The organism is Streptomyces sp. NPDC002994 (assembly GCF_040611155.1).
Taxonomy (GTDB): domain Bacteria; phylum Actinomycetota; class Actinomycetes; order Streptomycetales; family Streptomycetaceae; genus Streptomyces.
Genome location: NZ_JBEXNQ010000012.1, coordinates 158,791 through 180,382, shown reverse-complemented (window position 1 = coordinate 180,382; position 21,592 = coordinate 158,791). Strand labels below are relative to the sequence as shown.

Here is a 21,592-nt window from a genome sequence, read left to right as displayed (position 1 = left end):
CGACTGTGGAATCGACTGTGGACTCGCAAGCAGCGGCGCTAGAGCCGGTACGGCTTCGGAAGGTCGCGCGGGTGATCCTGCTCGACCCGGACGACCGCGTCCTGCTGATGCACGGGTACGAGCCGGAGGACCCGGCGGTCACCTGGTGGTTCACGCCGGGCGGCGGGCTGGAGGGCGACGAGACGCGCGCCGAGGCCGCGCTGCGCGAGCTGGCGGAGGAGACGGGGATCACAGAGGTCGAGCTCGGGCCGGTGATCTGGCAGCGGCACTGCTCGTTCCTGTTCGACGGGCGGCGCTGGGACCAGGACGAATGGTTCTACCTGGCTCGTACGGCGCAGACCGAGACGGTGCTGGACGGGCTGACCGGACTGGAGCTGCGGAGCGTCGCGGGGTTGAGGTGGTGGACCTCCGCCGAACTGTCCGCGACGCGTGAGACGGTGTACCCCATCAAGCTCGCCGGGCTGCTGCGTACGCTGCTCGACGAGGGTCCTCCTGGTACGCCGATGGTCTTGGCCCCGGAAGTCGCATAGGGGCGCACGGGGCTGGCGCACAATAGGGGGACGCAAGGCTGAAGGGGAACATGCCATGAGCGCCGAGGACCTCGAGAAGTACGAGACCGAGATGGAGCTGAAGCTCTACCGGGAGTACCGCGATGTCGTCGGTCTGTTCAAATACGTGATCGAGACCGAGCGGCGTTTCTACCTCACGAATGACTACGAGATGCAGGTGCACTCGGTCCAGGGTGAGGTCTTCTTCGAAGTTTCCATGGCGGACGCCTGGGTCTGGGACATGTACAGGCCGGCCAGGTTCGTCAAGCAGGTGCGCGTCCTCACGTTCAAGGACGTGAACATCGAGGAGCTCAACAAGAGCGATCTCGAGCTTCCGAGTGGCTGACTTTTCCACAACTGACGGGTTGTCCACCAAGATCCACTAGTTGGCGGTGATCGCGGCACATTCGGTTCCGGAGGTGGAACCGGATGAACGCGAAGAATGCCACAGGAGCACTCGGCCGGTACGGCGAGGATCTCGCGGTGCGCAGGCTGGTCGAGGCCGGAATGACCGTCCTGGAGCGCAACTGGCGCTGCCGCGCGGGAGAGATCGACATCGTCGCCCGGGACGGCGACGCACTGGTCATCTGCGAGGTCAAGACCCGCAGGGCCGGACCGTTCGAGCACCCGATGCAGGCCGTCAGGACCACGAAGGCAGAGCGGCTGCGCCGCCTCGCCGAGCGCTGGACGCACGAGCACGGAGGACCGCCGCCGGGCGGGGTGCGTATCGACCTTGTCGGGGTGGTGCTGCCCCGGCGCGGGGCGCCCGTCGTCGAGCATGTGCGGGGGGTGGCGTGATGGGGTTCGCGCGCACGTGCTCGGTGGCCCTGGTCGGGGTCGAGGGTGTGGTGGTGGAGGTCCAGGCGGACCTGGAGCCGGGAGTGGCCGCCTTCACGCTGGTGGGGCTGCCGGACAAGAGCCTGGTCGAGAGCCGGGACCGGGTGCGGGCGGCGGTGGTCAACTCCGGCGCGGACTGGCCGCAGAAGAAGCTCACGGTGGGGCTCAGTCCGGCCTTCGTACCCAAGAGTGGCAGTGGGTTTGATCTAGCGAACGCCTGCGAAAGACGTACCTAAAGTGCCAGGCTGAGGGCATGGCCGCCACCGATGCCCACTCAGCGCCGCCCCTCGCCGTTATCTACTGCCGAATCAGCAGCGACCGCGAAGGCGCCGGCCTCGGCGTCGCTCGCCAGCGCGAGGACTGTGAAGCGCTCGCCGCGCAGCTCGGCATCGAGGTCTATGACGTCTACGACGACAACGACCTCAGTGCCTACAGCGGCAAGCCCAGGCCTGGATACCAACGAATGCTCGACGACCTACGAGAGGGGCGCGCAGGCACCGTCTTGGCCTGGCACACCGACCGGCTACACCGGTCACCGGCGGAGCTGGAGGAGTACATCGACGTGTGCGAACCGCGGCGAGTCGAGACGCGCACCGTCGTGGCCGGGCACCTCGACCTGACCACCGCGACCGGGCGCATGATCGCCCGACAGCTCGGCGTCCAGGCCCGGTACGAGGTCGAGCGGATGGTGGAGCGCCAGCGCCGCAAGCGCGACGAGATGGCGCAGAAGGGTCAGCACTTCGGCGGCCGCCGCCCGTTCGGGTGGGAGGCCGACGGGATGACCCCCATCGACTTCGAGTCCGAGCACATCCGGGAAGCGGCGAAAGCCGTTCTGGCCGGAGCTTCCCTCCGTTCCATCGCCGCGGGCTGGAAGGCCCGCGAGATCAAGACCAGCACGGGCGGAGAGTGGACGGGCAGCGAGCTTGGCCGGATGCTCCAGCGCCCCCGGAACGCAGCGATCTTCGTGCACCGCGGTAACGAGGTCGGAGCTGCACAGTGGCCGGCCGCGCTCGATGAGGCCACGTGGCGCAGCGTGGTCGCGGTGCTTACAGAGCCATCTCGCCGTACGACACCCGGTGGCGGGCGCAAGCACCTGGGTTCCGGCCTATACATCTGCGGCGTCTGCGGGAACACCGTGCTGGGGGCTACGTCGAACGGTCGGAACCCGGGGTCCGAGACACGGTATTGGCCGGCGTACCGCTGCTCGACTCGCAAGCACTTCAGCAGGCGCCGTGATCTGGTGGACGATGCGGTGCAGCTCGCGCTGCTGGATCGGCTGTCGCGCCCGGACGCTGGTGACCTGCTGGCGGCGCGTGAGGATCCGGTGGATGTGCGTGGTGCTCAGGAGGAGATGCGGGCTGCTCGCGCGACGTTGGACGAGCTGGCCTCTGCGCTCGGTAGCGGGGCTCTGGACCTGCGGTCCTGGCAGGTCGCCTCGGAGGGGGCCAGGACGCGCCTGGCGGGCGCTGAGGTGGTTCTGTCGCGGGCGGTGAAGGCGAACCCGGTCGCAGGTCTCGTTGGCGCTGAGGACATCGAAGCCGCGTGGAACGACCTGGCGCGTGGGCCGGATCTGTCGCGGCAGCGGGCGGTGATCTCGTACCTGATGAGGGTGACTCTGCTACCTGCGAGGAGGGGGCGGTTGCCGGGCGGCGGGTACTGGGACCCGGACGCCCTGCGCATCGAGTGGAAATGACTGCGCCCCCGGCCGTGAAGCCAGGGGCGCAGCAGCCACTCTCCGCGTGCCTGGGGGGCGGTGCGGGGAGCGCTGTTCGTGGTGGGGTGTGGTCCGGGTGGAGTACCCATCCCCCCTTTGATCAAACACTGTAGGTTTTGCCCTACATACATTTGATCATGGACCCTTGAGCGTGGACAGGTGCCGCGCTCCGTCCCTCCGCCCGACTGGGTCATCGCCCGTCGCCGCGCCATCGGGGACCGAATCCGAGCGGCGCGACTTCACGCCAACCTGACGCAGCAATCTGTCGCTGAGCGGATCGGCATGGATCGGGCGGCTTACAACCGGGTGGAGCAGGGCCACAGTGCCGCGCTGATCGACACCCTGATTCGCATCGCCGACGCGATCGGCGTACCGCTCGCCGACCTCGTCAGGCAGTGAAGAGCCCCGGCCGGCCGCCTCGGGGGGGAAGCGTCCGACCGGGGCAGTGGGTCAGCCCTTCGGCGTGGGGACGACGAATCCCCTCACCGGCTTGGGCTGCGGGTCACGCGAGTCGGGCTGCTGCGCGCGCTTCCACGCCGCGACCAGTTCCGCGTACCGGGGGTCGATCCACTCGGACATGAGCCACCTCCTGCGCTCAGGCTAGGGCCATTCAGGTTTGGGCATGGGGCGGATCGTGCACGAGGGGGCGTGCTGGCACTTCGCCGCGACGGAGACGAGCAGGTCGTCGGTCGGCGGGCGCCACAGCTCCTCGTCGACCGCGAACCCTGCCTGCTCGATCATCTGGCGGGTGCGGTCGAGGATCGGCGGGTCGTAGTGCGTCGGGTCCCATCCGGGGTAGTGGTGGACCATCCCGCCGAACTGGGCGCACAGCTTGGCGTAGGCCGCGGAGTGCAGGAGCAGCGCGTGCCATCCCTCGTCGATGATCCGGGACGGGGCCATCCCTACGCCGGGGTTCTGAGCGCAGGCGACGACGAACTTCACAGCCTCGTCGGCGATGCGGCCGGCCATGTCCTCGGCCATGTCCGGGTTGTCGTCGAGAATGGTGCGGCAGACGCTCTTGTGCGTCTCCTCCGGGAGGAGCGCGCGGGCGTTGAGCATGGTGGTATTCATGGATGTGCCTCCGTTGCTTGTGGTGGAGGTGCATGAACCCGTCTCGGCCGCTGTCCTGCCAGGGAATGAGCGTCCGGGGCGGGGGCTTAGTGGGAGTGCTGGCTGAGCGCGCGTTGCGCCGGTGCGGTCGGCCGCGTCGCGCGCGGCGCGAGGGGCTCGGGCGTGAAGTCCTCAGGAGTGATCGGCGGCCCGTGCCAGAGCAGGGTGACGCCGTGCTCGTCGCAGCGAGCGCCCGTGTCGTCCTCGTCGGGGAACTGGTGGTCGCCCATCACACAGCGCGTCATCGCCGTGCCTCCCGCGCTGCTCGCCGCAGACGGGCGCCGTCCTCGCACCCGGTCTCCAGGCAGGTCGGGCAGTCCGCGCAGTGCGCGAGGAGCTCCTCGTACTCGACCTGGCCGACATGGGTAGCGCAGGCGCGTGGGTACCACTCAGTGACGTAGTCGAGCCGCTTCACCGGGCGCGGCCCGAGGTCCACGGCTGTGGCAGGCGTGAGTGTGATGCCGCACCACACGCAGTCCATGCCGCGTTGCTGGTGCTGAGACAGGGTCTCGATGCGGGGTAAGCCCCTCACGACGGCGTTCACGGTCCGCTCCCTCGGCTGCGATGGGAGCGGCACCGGCCTATCTCTGGCGGAGTGGGGCCGGTGCCGCCTCATGCCCATCACGCTACGAAAGTGCGCGATCACAGCCCAGTGACGTAGTGCACCAGTCGGCCCGTCAATTCTCCTCCCACTAGGACGAGTTGTCCTACCCCCCTACAGGGTTGGGTCGACGCCAAGACGCGACGCGAGACCACGCAGAGGCGCGTTCCTGCGGCGCTCCGCCTCCAGCATCTCCCGCACCGTCGCCGCGGCCAGGGTCTGGAAACGGATCCACTCCGGCTGCTGCTCCTCCACCTCCAGCAGGTCGGCCAGCGCCCCGTCAAAGTCGCCGGTCTGGTAGCGGGCCTGCGCGACGTCGACGCGGTGAGACGCGGCGTGCACGGGGCGGGTGATCGCGTCCAGGTCCACGTGCTTGGCCAGCCTCAAGGCCTCCGCCGGTTTGCTCTCCTGCCCGGCCAGAGCGATGTTCACCTGCTGGGTCCGTACGTCCGTAACGGAGAACGCACTGCCGTATATCCGCTGCGGGCCGCTGCGCACTGCTGCGGACTCAGCGAAGGTCAGGAGCTGTTGGGCGTCGTCGCGCTGGTCCCGCCGCGCTGCCGGTGTCGCAGCAGCAATCAAGAGATTGCCGTAGACCGCCCACTGGGATGGCGACGACTTGCGGAAGCTGGGCTCCAGCGCGTCCGCCTTCTTCTCCGCGACGGCCTGCGCCTGCTCCCACCGGCCCTGCCGCAGCAGCACCCACGACAGCGTGGAGACACCCATGCCCTCCATCAGCGGATCGCTCGCCCGCTGCGCCGCGGCCAGCTGCTTCGCGACAGCGGCGAACGCCCAGTCCGGGTGGCCGGCCTGTGTCGCAAGCGACGCTGCGAGCTGGTAGGCGAGTGCCAGTTGCTGCCACACGCCTTCCTGGGGGTGCTCGCGGGTGACGGCCTGGCCGTCGCGGAGAAGGAGCGGCAGCACGCCGGACAGCTCGGAGTAGTCGCCCCGCCAGTACATGCTCGTGGCCGCTTTCACGTCCGCCGTCCATGCTTCCGGGGCCGGCGGGTCCTCCATGTCGTCGTCGGCGAGGACGCCGGGGAGGGTGCCGATGTCCTGGATCGCGTCGCGCAGGGCGAGGAGGCCGCCGTCGTCCTGGAGTTCTTGGGTCACGGTGGGCTGTCCTACCAGGCGCTCAAGTTGCACGTCGAGGGCGCGCGCGAGGCAGCGCAGGGTGTTGATGCGTGCGGACTGCCGGATGCCCTGCTCCAGTTTGCGGACGGTGTCGACTGAGACGCCGGCGCGCTGGGCGAGCTGCTCTTGGGTGACGTCGCGGAACTCCCGCAGGCTGCGGATGCGGTCGCCGATGGTCGTGTTCATGTGTACCCCCGCCAGAGGACTGGGTGTCTACGCTACGCCCGGCGGGAGGTGGGCGGCAGGGGTCTACTGCGTTCCAACGTCCGCGTCCTCGAACGCACGAAAGCGCCCCCTGCCCTCCCCGAAGGGAGAACAGGGGGCGTGGTCGTTCATGGGTACTGGCGGCGGTCAGCAGGTAGCCCCAGCACAGGGTTCTGTGAGGGCGGCGGGTCGGGTTCGTCCGGTGGCGGTGGGGCTCCGTCGCGGCGGCAGACCCGCGCGTCGGGGTCATCAGGCGGGGTCTGCCAGGAAAACCCCTCCTCGCACGACTGACCGGGCGGGCCAGCCGGGCCGGCCGGGCCGCGGTCTCCTTGCTCGCCCTGCTCTCCCCTCTCGCCACGCTCACCTTGTGGGCCCTCGGGGCCTTGCGGTCCCTGAGGGCCGACCGGTCCAGCGGGGCCGGTCTCCCCGGTGTCGCCCGGTCCGCCTGGCGTACCGTCCGCGCCGGGCGCTCCGTCGTCGCCCTCCGTACCGTCCGCCCCGTCACGTCCAGGCTTCCCCGATGCGCCGGACTCGCCCCTCGGACCAGGTATCGGAACCGGTACTTCAACGCGGTCTGGCAGATCCTCGACGGCGGTCGCCGGATCCGGTACCGCCGGCACGCCGCCCTTTGCCTGGATCTGCGCGCGCAGTATCCGCACGTCCGCGGCGAGGGTGCTGACGGCGTCTCCTCTGCGGTCTGCCTCCGCGGCCACCCGCTCCGTACGCCGAGCTTCCGCGTCGACACGGCGTGACTCCGAGTCGATGCGCAGCCAGACCAGGACGATCGCCCCGGACAACACGGCGAGGATCGCGGCGACGGCGAACGAACGCCAGCGTCGGGCCAGGACGCCCTCGGTGCGGTGCCGGGTGCGGGTCACAGCGAGGGCCCTCCTAGGTCGGTGATCTGTCGGTCACGAGCGGCGATCTCTTCACGGAGCGTGGCTATCTGGGCCACGAGTGCCGCCTTGTCGGCACGCTCACCAGCCAGCTCGGCATACGCGGCGGTCAACTTCGCGCGCAGGTCGGCGCGTTCTTCCTGCAGTTCGTTGACCAGCCCGCCGTATCCGGTGAGGACGACGCCTTGGTGGGTGGCCCTCGCGTTGTTCCGCTGCCCGATCCATGCGGCCGCGGCCGCTGCGAGCCCGACGAGGATGGTGCCAACCGCGCCGATGGTCGCAGCGTCCACGCGTGTGCCTCCGGTTGTGCGGTTCGATCAAGCGCTACGCGATGGTGGTCGGCCCACGGTGCGTATGCCGGGCAGCCCACCCAGCGACGAACGTGATCGCCGTCGGGATGAGCGCCAGCACGAACGGCTCCAGTCCGTCAGGCAGGCCGGCCACGAGGCCGCTGTTGTCCTGGATCGCGGTGAGCACAGCCAACAGGCCGGTGCTACCGAGGTATGCGGCGAGCGTCGCCGCGGTGACCTTCTTCTCTACGCGTGCAGCCATGATTCCTACTTCCAGTACAGGCCGCGGGCGCGGCTGCTTGTGATGGGGACGGGGGTCTCGTCGGCGGGGTCGTCCGGGTAGTAGACGGCCTCGAAGCGCACGCGTTCCCCGGTGTCGATGCTTCCGGCGTGGGGGAAGTCGAGGAAGCTGCCGCCGGTGGTGGTGATGCGTTCAGTGATGGGGCTCTTCCAGCGGGAGCCGTCCGGCCGCGAGTGGTAGAAGCGGCCCTGCACCGTGCCGCCGCGGGTCGCGGTGAGGTTGAGCCACGCGGTGACGGTGTACGCGGTCGCGCCGGCCAGGAGGTCGACGTTGCCGATGGGGACGGTCGTCCACTTGCCGGGGGTGAGCTGCCGTTCGCGGTCGTCGCTGCGGCTGAGGTTGTGCGGCACGTCGGTCTCCTCGGGGGTGGTGGTCTGGCCGTTGGCGCGGGCGACGATCCCGGGGAAGACGACCTCGCGGAACTGCTTGATGCGGGCCACGCCGGGGCAGGCGGTGCCGGACGTGGACCACTGGGGGAACATCGAGTGGTAGCCGAATCCGGGGTCGTCGTGGGTGCGGCAGATCCGCAGCGGGATGTCGTGCTCCTCGTGCGCCCACACGCCGAGGTCGATGAGCTCTTCCACCTGCGAGTCGTTCCACGGGTCCGTGGCCGTTGAGTTGGAGGCGGTCTCTACGGAGATCGCCCCGGTGCCGTCCGGCCGCCGGTTGGCCCCGGCGTTGGCGTCGGCTCGGGTTTCGGTGCCGATGTACTGGGCGATGTCCCGGAGTCCGTAGCCGATGCCGAAGTGGGATTCCAGGGTGGTGCTGTCTCGCCAGAACTCGTATGTTCTGCGGGCGGTCCAGTTGGCGACGATGCTGTGCAGGATGAGCTGCGTCGGCCGGATGGCTTCCTGCCGGTCACTCTCCGGCTGGAGCTCCATCTTCGTGGCGCCCGGGTACCAGGCCATGATTCTCCTTGGGCACGAGAGAAGCCCCGGCCGGACGGCGCGGGGCTCGGAGGTGGGTGGGGTCAGGCTGCGGTCTGGTATTCGCCGTAGGCCTGGAGCACGTCCCCGGCGGCACCGGCCCAGGGGCTTGCGTCGGCCCAGGCGTTCCAGTCGCCGATGGTGCCCGGGTTGGCGAGCCAGACGGTGTTGGTGTGGGTCGCCCCGCTCGGCAGAGGGGCAGCGCCCATGACGAAGTTCGGCGACGGGGCGCGGCTGTACGTGAAGTTGAGGACGCCCGGTCCGCCGGTGACACTGGCCCCGGTGAAGGGCAGCGACAGGCGGAGGTTGCCTGAGCCGAAGGTGGACGTGGACCCGATCGTGAGGATCATCGAGACCTTGCAGGTGCGGCCGATCTTCATGTACCGACCGACGAGGGTGCCGTTGCCCAGGGACGGGTTGGTGGTGGCACCAGTCCACGTAGGCGTGAAGGATGTCCAGGCGGCGAACATCGAGTTGAACTGGTCGCGGATCTCCTGGTTCATGATGGCCGCGCTGACGGTCTCGCCGACCACCCAGGTCCTTGGGGTGAACGTCACGGCAGCGGCTCCTCTACCGGGGGCTCGGGCTCAGCGGGCGGCTCGGGCTGCACGGGGTTGAGCGGGTCGTCGGCGTGCCACCAGTGCCGCAGGTGCGGGGCGAGCGGCATCAGCGACGCCTCGACCGAGGCCACGTCCTCGGGGAAGATCAGTGCGCACCAGCCCCAGCCGCATTCAGTGCACGCGTACCGGGTGTCGGTGGGGCTGGTGACCTGCGCCGACCCGCAGATGCAGTCGGCGACCCACCTGTTCCCGTTGATCCGCGCGTAGTACGCCTGGTCGACGGTCCCCTCGGGCGGGACGACGCGCCGCTGCATGCGGTACTCGATCCACCGGAAGACTCTCTCGGCTGCGGGCAGATGGTCCCAGGCGTCGCGGGGCTGGGTGGGCGGCGGGAGGTAGAACGTTTCGGCGCGGACGACAGCGATGGGCATGTGTCCCCCTTCAGTAGGCGAGGCGGGTGGTGGAGTCGAGGACGGAGTAGACGCTGTCGTCCAACACCCAGACGGAGTCGGTCGCGCTGCGCGAGGTGCGGAATTGGATCCGGTGATAGCGGTCGCCGATGGTCTCGCTGTAGCCCTCGACCGTGACCCGCAGCGTCGAGGCCGGCGCCTGCGCGGGTAGCCCCGTCACGCTGAAGTAACTGGAGATCTCCGCGTCGAGGATGTCGAGATAGGTCGCCATCGAGTACGCCTCGACCGGGACCTCGCGCAGCTCAGGCTGCGGGTCGGCGTAGCGGGAGACCAGCCAGTGCGCCGCATCCAGCACGGAATTGTCGCTGGTCTTGAGCAGGTCGAGGGACTCCTCGTAGGCGCCGAACGCGAGCACGCTTTCAGAGGCGGTGACGCGCTGCGTTGCTCCGCCGGGCCTGGACGCGTCAACAATGTTGACGAGCTTCTGGTCGTCGTCGGCCACCTCGACCTCGTTGGTGTCGAGGTCCGCGTAGTCGATCGTGAAGACTTCGGACAGGGGGTCAGGGTTGTAGCGCAGGTCGCGGCTTTGGTAGGCGAGCCCGTACCAGTCCCGCTCGGCGAACAGTCGCGCGGCCTCAGTGGTCTCCACCTCCCGCATCCTGGCCAGCGCCCCAGTGCCGGCAGGCCCTTGCCCGGCGACCGCGTCATGGGTGCTGCCCCAGACTGTGACCGACGACAGTCCGGCGTACCGGGCCAGCCGCTCGATCCGCGAGTCGGCCGTCTCGCCGTTGAACGCGGTGGTGCCTGCGGTGTAGTGCTCGGCCAGCGTCGTTCCGAGCGGTGTGCTCGGCGTGGTGTGCAGCGCGACGTGACCGATCGTCCCGTTCCATAGGCGGGCGTTCTTGAAACCGCCGACTGTCAGAACCCGCCCGTCGTACATGGGCGGCAGCACACTTCCCACGACCTTGGTGACCCCGTCGACGTAGACCTGGGCTGCCACTTCGTCGTAGACGATGTGGTGGAGTACACCGTCGGCGAGGTTCCCAGTGGTTACGGGGATGTGCGTGCTGACGTCGTCGCCGTACTCAATCTGCAGGGACCCGTCCGCTGACAGGGCGAAGACCAGCCGGAACGATTGGTCTTCGGACGCCACGGCGAAGATGACCCGGCCGGTGGTCGACGTGGAGAACCAGGCCTCCATGGCGTTCCATTGGCTGGTGCTCTGCGCCTCGTAGTCGGGACCGAGATTGGCGCTCAGGTATTTGCCGACGCTGGTGGACACGGGGGTGAGCTGCGCGGATGTCTCACTGGTGGCAGCTGGGCCGGGAGCGGAGCCGAATTCGAGGGTCCCGCCGGAGCCGACTTGGGTGATGGCCAGGACCCCGGCGGTGGTGCCGGACAGGTCGCCGGCACTGAGAGAGTCGGCCGGTTCGGTGAGTGGGTAGTAGGCCAGCGGCCCGTCGACGAGAGTCTCCTCAGTGAGGCAGCTCTTCAGGAGCGGGAGCCGGTTCAGGCGTTTGAAGAGATCCGTGGCCGACACCGTGACGGTGGAGTGGAGGCCTTCCCAGTGGACTGGCCAGTCGTTGACCATGCCCCAGAAGCGCGGCCGGATGTGGGCGCCGACGAGGTCCCACTCGACGTAGTCGGTGGTGCCGCCGGTGCGGGTCGCAGAGAAGTCGAGCAGCTGGATTTCGGCGCCGACCCAGGCGGGGGTGGCGAGGGTACGCCGTACCGTCCACCCGAACCCATCGCCGGATGTCTCCCAGTACAGAGTGCCGCCGGACTCCCTGACCCGCAGCCATGCGTGGTCGATCGCGGAGTACGTCAGTGAGGTCGACGCCCCATCGAAGAACGCGGTTTCGGACATGCAGCGCAGCAGGCCGGTGACCGGGCTGTACGAGAACCCGAGACGGGTACCGCTGGTGGTGGAGTTGATCCACATGCTGGCCGAGGCCGAGCTGCTCCCGTTGGCGGCCGGCACTCGTGCCAGCTTGGCCGTGAGCTGGGACCCGGCCAGCGTCCACGCCCGGGCGGTCTGGTAACCCGCGACCACCCCGGGGTTGAGCGGTACGCGGGCGCGGCCGCCGGTCTCGCTGCTGCCGCTGTAGACATTCGGCCACAGTGTCGTGTTCACCCGGTTGTCGTCGAAGTCGTCGCCGAGCTGGGCGAACGGCCAGGTAGGACCGGCTCCGGTGCGCTCGGGGATTACTGCGACCGCGACCCGGATGGGAGCGTTGCGCCGGACGAACGGGTAGTACGGCGAGGTGCTGTTGCCCGGGGTGAAGCGCCCGTCGGAGTTGTCCAGGCGCATGGTGGCGGTGCCGGGCTGGATCTCCGACAGCTCGTCGCTGGCCCCGCGGTTGATCGCCACTCCCTGCATCACGTCAACGTGCTGGGTGATGTCTGTCCACGTGATGGTCGTCGGGGCCTGGACGAGACCGCCCCACCCCGCCTCTACGAGCAGCGGCATCAGCCCACCCCCAGCGTGACGTTCAGTCCGTGACTGCGTTTGAGCTCAAGCAGAACCTTGCGGACCTGTTGCGCTACGGCCAGCGTGTCCATCGACTGGATGTTGAACGTGGCCTCAAGGACCACCGGGTCTCGGTTGCTGCGGCCATTGCCAGGCATGACGACGGGCCGGCCGATGACTGGGCGGGAGGCCTGCACTCGCCCGGTGACGACACCGAGCGCACGGTCGAGGGTGGGCACCGCGCCGGTGAGCCCGGCGGCCAGGCCCTCGGTGCTGTTCCGGCCGACCTGCGCCATCACCGTGCTCGGGCTTTTGATGCCGAGCGCCTTTTTGATGGACTTCTGCATCCCCTTGGCGATCTTCATCATCAAGTCTTCGATGCGCTTCTGCTCACTCTCCAGTCCCTTGACCAGCCCCTTCCCCGCGTTCTTCCCCGCGTCGTACAACCGGTCGGCGCCGTCGCGGCCCAGCGTGGTGCTGGCCTTGTCGATCCCGGCCTGCGTCTTGTTGACGTCCCTGATGACGCTCTTGGACGCACCAGCCAGCGCGGACGCGTAGGCGTACCCGGCCTCCGGCCCCATGTTGAGGATCTGCCGCAACAGGTTCTTGTTGAGCCCGCGCTTACCGAGCGTGTTGATGTACCCGGTGAAGGCTTTGATCTTCTGAAGCTTCGCGGCCAGGCCGCCCTTGATGCTGCCCGCGGTCACCTCCTCAGGCTCAAGGCCCAGGTTGGAAAGACCCGCCCCCTCGCGCGCCTGGCTCGTGATGTCCGCGGCGAACTTCTTCGCCGCCGCGATCTTCGCGGCCAACGCGTCGCGCTGGGACGCGAGCTTCTGCAGCTTCTTCGTGTCGCGGTTGACCATCGCCACGAGCCTCGAGTCCTTGGTGGACTTGGTGCCCTTCCACGCCGCCCAGATGTCCTTGACCAGATCCCGCGCGGTCGCGGAGATCTTCGCCTTGGACCCGGTCAGGCCGAGGAGCATGCCCTTCCCGGCGTCAGCCGCCAGCGCCCGCGTCCGCTTCGAGGGGCTGGAGATCTGCAGCTCGGCACGGATGCCGGAGAGGACCGCGCCAGCCATCGACCGCGCAGACGCAGCGACGCTGGCCGTGCTCGAAGCCATGCCTGCGGACAGGCCGCGGCCCGCCTGCTGGCCAGCGCCTGCCATGCCGCCGCCGCCCGACACAGCGGCCGCCATCCCAAGACGTCCCTCGTTGATGGCGCTGAGGAACTGCACCCCGTACCGGGCGACGCTCTTGGCGCGGACCACGAACTCACCGTTCGAGACGCGGGCGATGATGCTGTCTGACGTGCCGTTACCGGCGCCGCTCACCGGGCCGCCGCCGGGAAAGCCCACCAGGCCACCGGACGCGAACTGGTACCCACTGGCGTATGGGCCGGGCGGCTTGCCCTTCGAGTAGTACAGCGTCTCGACGTTGATGCGGGCCGTAGCCGAACGGCCGTCCATCTCCGCCAACCTGCGCTTCGCCATGCCGACCGCAGCGGTCAGCGCGGCAATGTCCGCCCGCACCTTGGCCTTGCGGCTGTCCGGAACCCGGGCGAGGCGCCCCTTCGCGACGGCCAGCTTCTCCTGCAGGTCGCCGATGTGACCCTTGATCCGCGCCGTCTTGTCCGGCGTCGAAGCAAGGTCCCGCTTAGCTTTCGCCACCTTCGCCTGAAGATCGGCGATGGTCGCCGTCAGCTTGGCGCGCTTACCTGGCGGCAGGTTCTTGTCCGACAGCTGCGCCTTGGCCGTGGCGATCTGCGATTGCCAGTTGCCGATGTTCAGCTTCAGCTGGCCCTTCTCCAGCTTCGGCAGGGTGCCCGCGGCGAACTCGCGCGCCTTCTGCTCCGCAATGTCGAGGCCGCTGAGGAAGCCGGTCGCGAACTTCCCGAAGGCCTGGTCGGCGCTCTTGAGCTTGTCGCCAATCCCAGGGATCCACCCGAAGGCGGAAGCCGCAGCGTGCAGGACTCCGCCCAGCGCGGTGACCATGCCGCCAGTGACCACCCGGAAGATGCCGATCAGGTTCGGCAGATGGGTCACACCGGCCGACACCAGGTCGATGAACGCGCTCGCGCCCATCCGGGACATCTCCTGGATGGCCTGCTTGTTGTTCCGGATCCCGTCCGACAGCCGTTGCAGAGGGCCGCGCGCCTTGTCGACCTCGGCGAAGGACGGCAGCAGGGCGCCGACGATGGCGCCCGCCGTGTCCCGGATCACGGGGCCGATGATGTCGAAGATCTGGTAGACCGACTTCACCCCGAAAGCCAAGTCCTTGAACACGGGCGCCAGTCCCTTGACGACCTGGCCCAGCACGTCCAGCGCTGTCGACGCCCGGCGGCCGCCGAGCTCGAGCACCTCGCCGAGCAGCGGGCCGAAGGTGCGAGCCGTCTCGCCCGCGAACCGGCCGATCGCGGGAAGCACCCGATTGATCATGGAGAACAAACCGTCGAGGAACTTGGCGCTGCCGCCGATCCCGACCTCGAGCCCCTTGAACATTCCGGGCAGGGCTTTGCCCAGCAGGTCACGGATCCCGCCGGAGAGGGCCTTCAGGGTGGGACCACTGGCCGCGCCGAAGGTCAGGAAGCCACGGCCCAGGCCGCCCAGCCCGGACGTCAGGTCACGGACGAAGACGCCGCCCAACCGGAGGGTGGTGGTGAAGTCCCGCTGGAATCCGGCGTCCTTCATCAGCCGACCCGCACCGGCGGCCGCGTCACCGAAGCCGCGGCCCATCTCGGTCATGGAGCGGCCGAGGATTTTGACGACGGGGTCAGCGGCCTTCACGGCCTTGGTGAAGCCGGGCAGCATCGCGGCCTGGACGTCCTTGCCGATCCCCTTGAACTCGCCCTTCAGCGAGACCAGTTCCTTCGTGAAGGACCGCGCCTCGGGCGACAGCTTTTTGAGCGCTGCGGCGTACTCCTTCTTGCCCTTGCTCGCGGCCGCGACCGCATCGCCCACCCCGTTGAAGCCGAGCTTGAGCGTGCCCGCCGCGACGGCGCCGCCGACCATCATCGGGACCAGGGCGCCGAGCGCGGGCAGCAGCGACAGCCCGGCGATCCCGGCGACGCCCTTCATCGTGCCGCCGAGCCCGCCACCGGCGGAGCCGAGCTGTTCGCCGGCGCCCGCCGCCGCGTCGCCTACGTCGCTGAGGGACCCGGGCAGTCCGGCCATCCCGGCCTGGAGTCGCCCGGCCCCGTCCGACGTCGACGAGAAGTGGGCACGCAGGGCGCGGAGCCGGGCCCCGGCCTGCGTGGTCAGCCGGTTGATGGCGGTACTGCTGTTGGTCGTGGCCGCGCTGATCCGGCGGTGCAACCGGTTCGCGCTGTCACCCGCCCCGTTCAGGACGTTGGTCAGCTGGTCACGCCCGTCGAGGATGAAGGACATCCGCTCAGCCATCGGCGGCCACCCCCTTCTGTGCTTGCTCTTGGTGGTGGTCGATCCAGCCGACAAGCCGTTCGAAGTCGTCGACCGTCAGGGCGTCGACATCAGTCGGGGTGAGGTGGAGCAGGTGCGCGAAGAGACCTAGATACTCGGCTCGCTGCTCGTCGATGTCGGGCTCTCGACGGCCTCTGCTTTTGGGCCGCCGTCGGTCATTTCCTTGATGAGGATCGCGGCCGCGTCGGGGTCGGCAGCGTTGCTCTCCAGCTCGCGCAGGGCGCCCTCGCGGTCCTCATCCGTGGCCTTGACCTTGAGGACCTCGGTGACGTAGTTGGCGACCTCTCGCTGGTCGAAGCGCGTGACCATCTCGTCGACCCCGGGGTCGAAGTCGCCGTATCGCAGCGTGGGGTTGGTGCGCTTCTTCATGACCCACACCACGCCGCGCATCGCGTCGAGGTCGTCCTCGACCAGGCGCGCCTTGATCTCCGCCCAGCGCATGTCGACAGTGCGGGACACGATGGACGCCTCGGAGGACAGCAGCTTGCGCGCGTCGTAGCGCTCTTCCTCGCCGCCCTCGGGCGTGTAGATGATGATCAACGTGCTCTCGCTTTCAGCCGCCGAGCTGGCGGCGGACGTCGTCGACGACACGCGCCACCTCGGCGCGCATCCTGGGTTCGTGCCGGCGCACGGTCTTGTCCCACCACAGCGGGGTTGCGGTCTGCGTCGCCCACCGCCGCCGGTTGCCGAACACCGGGTGCCTGATGCGCCCGGTGTTGATGACTTTGGGCATGCCGCGCAGGTCGGGCGGCAGGGACGAGTAGTCGATCCAGACGCGGGCGCCGGGGTTGCCGCTGGTGCGGACGCTGATCCGGATCGCGGCCGCGATCGTGGCCCGCAGCGGGCGGGTGGTCGGCGAGGGGCCGCCGCGCTTCCCTGACGAACGGCCGGTGCTGCTGATCGTCAGGCCACGCATCGTGTCCTGCAGGTCGTTGCGCAGGGGCTCGGCCGCGCGCCGGATACGCCGCGCCATGTTCTGCCGCAGCGGCGGTCCGCCCGCCGCGCGCAGCCGCCTGTTCAGCTGGATGAGCTGCCCGGTGCCGGTGATCTGTACGGAGCCGACAGCCACGGCGATCACATCCTCAGAGCGTGGTGTCGGTGCTGATGTACTCAATGACCGGCTGGTTCGTTCCGTCGTACAGCCCGGTGAACTGCAGGGTCGGCTTGACCACGTCGAACCCCTCGACTGTCGGGGGCGCGTCGTCGAATCGGATGGCGGGCAGCTTGATCCGGAACGTCTCGAAGAACGTGGACGCGATCAGCGGGCCGACGAACTCGACGACGAGGGACGTGGCGGCGTCCGAGGTGTTCAGGTCGTCGAGGATGGTGTCGACGTAGTCCATCTCGATGCTGCCGGAGATCTTGACCTGGTCGTTCGTGATGGGTTCTTTCTTGAGCCCGGCCTGCCCGGCGTAGAACCGGTCAACAGCCTGCGGGCGCTCCAGCTTGACGCTGACCTTGCGGATCCCGTCGCGCGCCGTTTCCGTCCCGAACGCCCCGGTCTTGACCGCGAGCTGGGCGAAGTGGAACGGGCTCATGCTGGGGTACGTGGCGACGGCCAGGGTCTGGGTCTCGTCGACGTCCTTGGCGTCGATCTCGAACGACGCGGTCAGCATGCCGCCGACCTCGCAGGAGAACTCCGCGCTGACGATCTTGCAGCCGACGAACGTCTTGTCCGTAACCACACCGGTGGTGAGCGGCACGCCCTTCTGGATGACGAGGCTCTTGCCCGCGGTGTCCGCGAGGGTGTGGGTCTGCAGGTAGGCCGGCCCTGCGCCCTGCTGCACCGGGGTCACCGTGGTGCCCATGAGCGACTGGAGCAGCACGCCCATGGCCTTGTTGGTGACCTCCATCTCCAGCGACCCGGACCCCTCCCGCTGCGTCACGACACGCCGCGAGGACAGGGGCAGCAGACGCCCCGCTGCGATGCCCGAGCTCTGGGCGGTCGTCTTCTTCAGCGCCAGCGATTCCTTCGTGAACTCGACAAATTTCGTCGGCGCCAGGAACGTCCCATAGGACACCTCCGCCGCGATGCCCACCTGTGCGCCGAGCCCGGATCCGATAGCCATGGGTCAGCTCTCCCTCTGCGGCCGGGCCGCGCTCTTCTTCAGGGCCGCCTGGATCGGCAGCGCCTTCGGTTCGTCCTCGGCGCGTGGCTCCTCGACGGCCTCCCACGTGTGCGGCTGGCAGACGTAGCCCTCGAACCGGGCGTCCGGTACTTCGACGACCTCGTCCGGGTGGATGGTGCGGTCGCCGAGTTCCGGCACGGTGACCGGCTCGGCGCCGATGTAGCGCACTCGCGCCATGGCATGACTCCTTGCTCAGGGTGGTGGGGTGATCAGATGCGGGCGCGGCAGGCCACGGTGAAGGCGATGCCAACCCGCACGCCCTGGTCCGTGTTCGCCTGCCGCAGGACCGAGCTGCTCAGCTGCGAGAACAGGACCGTGCCCAGCAGCGTCGGAGCCTGTGGTGCCGCGCCGGTCGCACGCAGCGAGTCCTCGATGAGGGCGAACAGTTCGTAGGCGCGGGCACGGCGTGCGCCGACGTCCGTGTCCCCGGTCCAGGTGTCGATCCAGCAGGCGATCGAGAAGTCCTCGTCGCGGGTGCGGGCGCCGGCGGAAGCGAACGACTGCAGTGCTTCCGCCGCCAGGTCGTTGCTCTCGGGCTGCCAGCCCACCGCGATGTAGTCGGCGGCGGACTGGTCCCCGGTCGGCGGCCCGTCCAGGACCTGCACCTCGGCCAGGCCGGGCAGGGCGCGCCACACGGTCAGCAGTGCGTCGATCGCGGCAGGCACCGCGGAGGTGGCCATCACGCGATCCCTGGCGGAAGACGGTCCGGGTCGAGCAGCTGCAGCGCCCGGTTGGGAATCGCGTAACCCAGCCCGGGAATGGGCTCGGTCACGGAGTAGTCGTCAGTGCCCATCTGCGGCCGACCCGGCCCCTGCTGCGTGCGCCACAGGTGCTGAAGAATGATCCGGGCCGCCGCACTGAAGTGAGCGGGGATGATGCGCCGCCCTGCCGTGTACGTGATGCGCAGCGGCCCGTGGATGCGGCCGCCGTCGAGACGGGAGACGATCCCGGTCTCGTTGTCGACGTCAAACTCGTCGACGGTGTACGACGTGCCGCCGGACCGCACAGCGTTGAGCGCGGTCACGGCCAGCACGGGTGCTTGCAGGAGGGCGATCTGGCGGGCCCATGGGCGGTCGTGCATCTCGGTGACGGTGCGCACGACGACCGGGCCGACGAACCACTCGACGGCCCGGGTGGTCGCCTCGACCCAGAACCTGACCTCGTCGTCGTCCGTGGTGCCGATCTTGTTCAGGTGCTTCTTGGCGTCGGCCAGCGACAGGATCGCCGGGGGCGTCGCCTCGCGCACGTCGAACACATCGGTGTAGGCCCCGGCGTTGATCCCGGTGGCTAGCCACCGCACGGTGTGCCGCCCGGCCTGCACGCTGGGGTAGTCGTAGGTGTAGGTCCCGGTCGAGGCCGGGGCGACGGCGACGGTCGTGGTGGTGGAGTCCGGCAGGGACAGGTGCAGCTGCATGGCGCCCGCGTTGGCCAGTGCGCCGGCGGCGTCGCGGACGGTCGTGGCGAGCGGCACCACCGCTCCGAGGTCGAACGGCATGGTCAACCCCCCGTCATGGTGGATGTGGTGTGGGCGGCCGGACCTGGCCCGGCTGCGGTGCGGTCGGCCGGGACGAGACGCCCGGCCCGGGTGACGTTCAGGCTGTCGACCTCGGCGTAGTCGGCGGGCCCCGCGTCGCGGTGCGCCTCGATGACCAGGGCCAGATCTGTCTGGGTAGCCCATGCCGGCGTTGCTGCGCTGCGTCGTACCGTCCAGGTCAGCCCGTCAGGGCTGGTCTCCCAGCGCAGGGTCCCGGCGTCCTCGCGCAGCCGCAGCCACGCGTGCGCCGCCGGGTCGTAGGCGGGGAACAGGGCCCCGGGGTCCGCGTATCCGACGCGCAGGTACAGGCCCATGGCGTTCTGGGCCGGGTCGATCAGGAACCCGGCGTCGGTGCCGGCCGTGCCGGTGAGCACGAGCAGCGAGCAGGCCGCACTCGTGGCGCCCGTCGCTGCGGGCGGGATGACCCGGGCCGCGATCTGCGACCAGCGCAGCGAGTACGCAGCAGCCGACTTGTAGGCGGCGTACCCGGTGGTGCAGGGGATACGGGCCCGGCCGCCGGCCTCGACCGGGTTGCCGTAGGACTGCGGCCACAGCACCGGATCGACCACACCGTCATCGAAGCCGTCAACGAGCAGGCCGAAGCCAGGCACCTGCCATCACTCCTTGCGGGCCGTCGTGCGGCGCGGCCGCGCTGTCTTCTCCCGGGTGCGAGTGGTCTCGGGTGTCTGCAGGGGCTCCTCGCGGACGAGCTCGGCACGCCGGCCGTCAGCCCACGCGGCCGCCTCGGAACCGGGCAGGTCGATCTCCTGCCCGCGCTCCCAGACGAACCCCTCACCCGACACGCTGGTCAGCATGCGGATGCGGACCATCAGTCACCCAGCCCCTGGTGGCGGTCGTTGACCTCACGCTCCGCCTGAGACTCGGCCGTCTTCACGGCCTCGTCCTGGGCGTCCTTGAGCGCGGCGATCTCGGGGTCGGGTTCGGCCCGGCCGGTGCCGTCCTCGCCCTGCCCCGCGGTCACGCCGCGCGCCGCGGTGTCGACCGCCGACGCGGCCTGGACGCCGAGTTGCTCCTTCGCGGCGGCGAGCGCCATGTCCTTGTCGCCGATGAACTCCGGGTTGATCTGGTCCATCGACCCGTCCGGGCGCCGGGACGCCATGACGATGCGGTCGTGGTCGCCGTGCACGGCGGCCTTCGGGGTGGGCTTGCTCTCAAGGACGCCACCCTCGGGCGCGTCCTTCTTCGGCGTGATCGCCATGAGACTGCTCTCCTTCTCGATCAGGTCGCGGAGTTGCGGTACGCCTTGTAGGCCGCGGTGTCCTGCGGGGTGCCGTCCGTGCGGGCGAAGGCCAGGAAGCCGACCTGCAGGTAGTCGGCGTAGCGCTCGGCCAGGCGCAGCATCTGCACGTCCTGGACGTCGCGGATCAGGTAGCCGGCGAAGAAGTCGCCGAACAGGACGGAGCGGGCGTTGGCCGCCATCACCGGCATGTCCTGGTTGACGGTGTACTTGTAGCCGAGCAGCCCGTCCGGGACGCCGACCTGTACGGACGGCTCCCACAGCGGGCGGTTCTGGGTGTCCTTGAGCTTGCGGGCGTTGGCGAGGGTCGCGTCGTGGAGCATCCACCCGACGCGACCGCTGTTGCGGTACGCGGGGTCGACGCTGTGGATCAGGTCGATGAAGTCGTCGTAGGTGACCGACGTCGTCTGCCCGGTGCCGCCGGTCTTGCCGATGACCGCGTTGGTCTGCACGCCCTCCGGCTGGGCGGTGCCCGTGCCGGTGGTGAAGTGGGCGTTCTGGGCGCGGCCGATGCGCCGGCCGAGGACTCCGGCGAGCCACGAGTCGAGGTTGAACGCGGAGTCGTTCAGCAGCTGGAGGCTGACGCGCACCAGCTTCGAGGTGTACATGTACGCGCCGACGTCGTTCGTGCCGATGGTGACGTCCTGCTCGGTGACCTGCGTGTTCTCCGAGAGGATCGCGCCGACGTTGGCGGTGTCGTCGTTCGTGGGCCAGGGCAGGGTTGCCCCGGTCTCGGTGGTGATGACCTCGGCGACGTCGCGCATCGAGCTGTAGAACTTCATCGTCTCGATGAGCTGGGCGCGGAACGGTGCGGGCACGGTGTAGCCGCCGGCCGCGCCGGTCGCCACGCCCTGGGCGCGCAGTTCCTTGCCGTCGACCCAGCCGGTGCGCAGCGTCGCGCGCTCCTCGCTGGTCAGCTCGGTGGAGCCCTCGCGGACCCAGCTGCGCCAGGCGTCCGCGTAGGCGGCGGCCCGGTCGGCGCCGCCGTGCTGCTCGGCGTCCGTCTCCTCGGTCGCGGCCACGACCTGGGAGTAGTCGACGTTCGAGAGGCGGGCGTGCCGCTCCTCGCGCTCGATGTCGGCGCCCAGGCGCTCGACGTCGGCGAGCGCCGCGTCCCACGCCTGACGGTCCTCGGCGGACATGTCGGCTTCGCTCGTGGCGCGGGACTGGAACTCCTGCGCCTTGTTCCACGCGGTGGCCCGCTGGTCCAGCAGGGCCTGAAGGGTGGGCATGTGT

Annotated in this window: 28 protein-coding genes and 1 pseudogene; 6 read left to right on the top strand and 23 right to left on the bottom strand. The window is 69.4% G+C overall.

Annotation, left to right across the window (positions count from 1 at the left end; all coding sequences use genetic code 11):
• Window positions 1-17: 17 nt before the first annotated feature.
• The 6 genes and pseudogenes from ABZX79_RS18430 to ABZX79_RS18405 all read left to right on the top strand — a co-directional run bounded on the left by ABZX79_RS18430 (window position 18) and on the right by ABZX79_RS18405 (window position 3,498).
• The gene (locus ABZX79_RS18430) at window positions 18-530 is read left to right on the top strand and encodes an NUDIX hydrolase (RefSeq protein WP_355258171.1); all 513 of its coding nucleotides are present in this window, start codon (window positions 18-20) and stop codon (window positions 528-530) included.
• A 55-nt stretch (window positions 531-585) separates the two neighbouring features.
• A complete protein-coding gene (locus tag ABZX79_RS18425; protein ID WP_003993268.1) occupies window positions 586-894 on the top strand; it encodes a DUF2469 domain-containing protein in 309 nt (102 codons plus the stop codon).
• A gap of 83 nt (window positions 895-977) precedes the next feature.
• Window positions 978-1,346: a YraN family protein gene (locus ABZX79_RS18420; protein ID WP_355258168.1), complete on the top strand. Its 369-nt coding sequence runs from the start codon at window positions 978-980 to the stop codon at window positions 1,344-1,346.
• Window positions 1,346-1,606 (top strand): annotated as a pseudogene (locus ABZX79_RS18415) (magnesium chelatase domain-containing protein); the annotation flags it as partial. The gene ABZX79_RS18420 and the pseudogene ABZX79_RS18415, both read left to right, overlap by 1 nt.
• Before the next feature lie 32 nt (window positions 1,607-1,638).
• Window positions 1,639-3,078: a recombinase family protein gene (locus ABZX79_RS18410; protein WP_355258165.1), complete on the top strand. Its 1,440-nt coding sequence runs from the start codon at window positions 1,639-1,641 to the stop codon at window positions 3,076-3,078.
• 180 nt (window positions 3,079-3,258) lie between these two features.
• Window positions 3,259-3,498 carry a helix-turn-helix transcriptional regulator gene (locus ABZX79_RS18405; RefSeq protein ID WP_355258162.1) on the top strand — a complete coding sequence of 80 codons (240 nt, stop codon included), beginning with the start codon at window positions 3,259-3,261 and terminating at the stop codon, window positions 3,496-3,498.
• 51 nt (window positions 3,499-3,549) lie between these two features.
• On the opposite strand, the gene ABZX79_RS18400 is transcribed toward ABZX79_RS18405, so the two are convergent.
• From ABZX79_RS18400 to ABZX79_RS18290, 23 genes are all read right to left on the bottom strand, one after another.
• Window positions 3,550-3,678: a hypothetical protein gene (locus ABZX79_RS18400; protein ID WP_355258159.1), complete on the bottom strand. Its 129-nt coding sequence runs from the start codon at window positions 3,676-3,678 to the stop codon at window positions 3,550-3,552.
• Window positions 3,679-3,699: 21 nt separating this feature from the next.
• Window positions 3,700-4,170 carry a hypothetical protein gene (locus ABZX79_RS18395; protein WP_355258156.1) on the bottom strand — a complete coding sequence of 157 codons (471 nt, stop codon included), beginning with the start codon at window positions 4,168-4,170 and terminating at the stop codon, window positions 3,700-3,702.
• Between the two features lie 86 nt (window positions 4,171-4,256).
• On the bottom strand, window positions 4,257-4,454 hold the full coding sequence (locus ABZX79_RS18390; protein ID WP_355258153.1) for a hypothetical protein: 198 nt from the start codon (window positions 4,452-4,454) through the stop codon (window positions 4,257-4,259).
• Complete coding sequence (locus tag ABZX79_RS18385; protein ID WP_355258150.1) at window positions 4,451-4,753, bottom strand: hypothetical protein; 303 nt, start codon at window positions 4,751-4,753, stop codon at window positions 4,451-4,453. The genes ABZX79_RS18390 and ABZX79_RS18385 overlap by 4 nt, the downstream gene beginning before the upstream one ends.
• Window positions 4,754-4,924: 171 nt before the next feature.
• Window positions 4,925-6,130 carry a helix-turn-helix transcriptional regulator gene (locus ABZX79_RS18380; protein WP_355258147.1) on the bottom strand — a complete coding sequence of 402 codons (1,206 nt, stop codon included), beginning with the start codon at window positions 6,128-6,130 and terminating at the stop codon, window positions 4,925-4,927.
• 146 nt (window positions 6,131-6,276) lie between these two features.
• Complete coding sequence (locus ABZX79_RS18375; protein ID WP_355258144.1) at window positions 6,277-7,026, bottom strand: collagen-like protein; 750 nt, start codon at window positions 7,024-7,026, stop codon at window positions 6,277-6,279.
• Window positions 7,023-7,334 carry a hypothetical protein gene (locus ABZX79_RS18370; RefSeq protein WP_355258141.1) on the bottom strand — a complete coding sequence of 104 codons (312 nt, stop codon included), beginning with the start codon at window positions 7,332-7,334 and terminating at the stop codon, window positions 7,023-7,025. The genes ABZX79_RS18375 and ABZX79_RS18370 overlap by 4 nt, the downstream gene beginning before the upstream one ends.
• Before the next feature lie 34 nt (window positions 7,335-7,368).
• The gene (locus ABZX79_RS18365; protein WP_355258138.1) at window positions 7,369-7,596 is read right to left on the bottom strand and encodes a holin; all 228 of its coding nucleotides are present in this window, start codon (window positions 7,594-7,596) and stop codon (window positions 7,369-7,371) included.
• 5 nt (window positions 7,597-7,601) lie between these two features.
• Complete coding sequence (locus tag ABZX79_RS18360) at window positions 7,602-8,543, bottom strand: N-acetylmuramoyl-L-alanine amidase (RefSeq protein ID WP_355258135.1); 942 nt, start codon at window positions 8,541-8,543, stop codon at window positions 7,602-7,604.
• Between the two features lie 62 nt (window positions 8,544-8,605).
• On the bottom strand, window positions 8,606-9,118 hold the full coding sequence (locus ABZX79_RS18355; RefSeq protein ID WP_355258132.1) for a hypothetical protein: 513 nt from the start codon (window positions 9,116-9,118) through the stop codon (window positions 8,606-8,608).
• Window positions 9,115-9,552 carry a hypothetical protein gene (locus ABZX79_RS18350; RefSeq protein ID WP_355258129.1) on the bottom strand — a complete coding sequence of 146 codons (438 nt, stop codon included), beginning with the start codon at window positions 9,550-9,552 and terminating at the stop codon, window positions 9,115-9,117. The genes ABZX79_RS18355 and ABZX79_RS18350 overlap by 4 nt, the downstream gene beginning before the upstream one ends.
• A 10-nt stretch (window positions 9,553-9,562) precedes the next feature.
• A complete protein-coding gene (locus ABZX79_RS18345) occupies window positions 9,563-12,001 on the bottom strand; it encodes a LamG-like jellyroll fold domain-containing protein (protein ID WP_355258126.1) in 2,439 nt (812 codons plus the stop codon).
• Entirely contained in the window at window positions 12,001-15,396 is a 3,396-nt protein-coding gene (locus ABZX79_RS18340; protein ID WP_355258123.1) for a hypothetical protein, read from the bottom strand. Before ABZX79_RS18340 ends, ABZX79_RS18345 begins: the two co-directional genes overlap by 1 nt.
• Window positions 15,397-15,522: 126 nt before the next feature.
• Window positions 15,523-16,026: a hypothetical protein gene (locus ABZX79_RS18335; protein ID WP_355258121.1), complete on the bottom strand. Its 504-nt coding sequence runs from the start codon at window positions 16,024-16,026 to the stop codon at window positions 15,523-15,525.
• A complete protein-coding gene (locus ABZX79_RS18330) occupies window positions 15,989-16,504 on the bottom strand; it encodes a hypothetical protein (RefSeq protein WP_355258118.1) in 516 nt (171 codons plus the stop codon). The genes ABZX79_RS18335 and ABZX79_RS18330 overlap by 38 nt, the downstream gene beginning before the upstream one ends.
• 13 nt (window positions 16,505-16,517) lie before the next feature.
• A complete protein-coding gene (locus ABZX79_RS18325; RefSeq protein ID WP_355258115.1) occupies window positions 16,518-17,504 on the bottom strand; it encodes a phage tail tube protein in 987 nt (328 codons plus the stop codon).
• 3 nt (window positions 17,505-17,507) lie between these two features.
• Window positions 17,508-17,741 carry a hypothetical protein gene (locus ABZX79_RS18320; protein WP_355258113.1) on the bottom strand — a complete coding sequence of 78 codons (234 nt, stop codon included), beginning with the start codon at window positions 17,739-17,741 and terminating at the stop codon, window positions 17,508-17,510.
• 32 nt (window positions 17,742-17,773) lie between these two features.
• Window positions 17,774-18,244, bottom strand: a complete 471-nt coding sequence (locus ABZX79_RS18315) for a hypothetical protein (RefSeq protein WP_355258110.1) — start codon at window positions 18,242-18,244, stop codon at window positions 17,774-17,776.
• A complete protein-coding gene (locus ABZX79_RS18310; RefSeq protein WP_355258107.1) occupies window positions 18,244-19,059 on the bottom strand; it encodes a hypothetical protein in 816 nt (271 codons plus the stop codon). The genes ABZX79_RS18315 and ABZX79_RS18310 overlap by 1 nt, the downstream gene beginning before the upstream one ends.
• Window positions 19,060-19,061: 2 nt before the next feature.
• Complete coding sequence (locus ABZX79_RS18305) at window positions 19,062-19,709, bottom strand: hypothetical protein (protein ID WP_355258104.1); 648 nt, start codon at window positions 19,707-19,709, stop codon at window positions 19,062-19,064.
• Between the two features lie 6 nt (window positions 19,710-19,715).
• Window positions 19,716-19,928: a hypothetical protein gene (locus ABZX79_RS18300; protein ID WP_355258101.1), complete on the bottom strand. Its 213-nt coding sequence runs from the start codon at window positions 19,926-19,928 to the stop codon at window positions 19,716-19,718.
• Window positions 19,928-20,317: a hypothetical protein gene (locus ABZX79_RS18295; RefSeq protein WP_355258098.1), complete on the bottom strand. Its 390-nt coding sequence runs from the start codon at window positions 20,315-20,317 to the stop codon at window positions 19,928-19,930. The genes ABZX79_RS18300 and ABZX79_RS18295 overlap by 1 nt, the downstream gene beginning before the upstream one ends.
• A gap of 20 nt (window positions 20,318-20,337) precedes the next feature.
• The gene (locus ABZX79_RS18290; RefSeq protein WP_355258095.1) at window positions 20,338-21,588 is read right to left on the bottom strand and encodes a phage major capsid protein; all 1,251 of its coding nucleotides are present in this window, start codon (window positions 21,586-21,588) and stop codon (window positions 20,338-20,340) included.
• Window positions 21,589-21,592 lie beyond the last annotated feature (4 nt).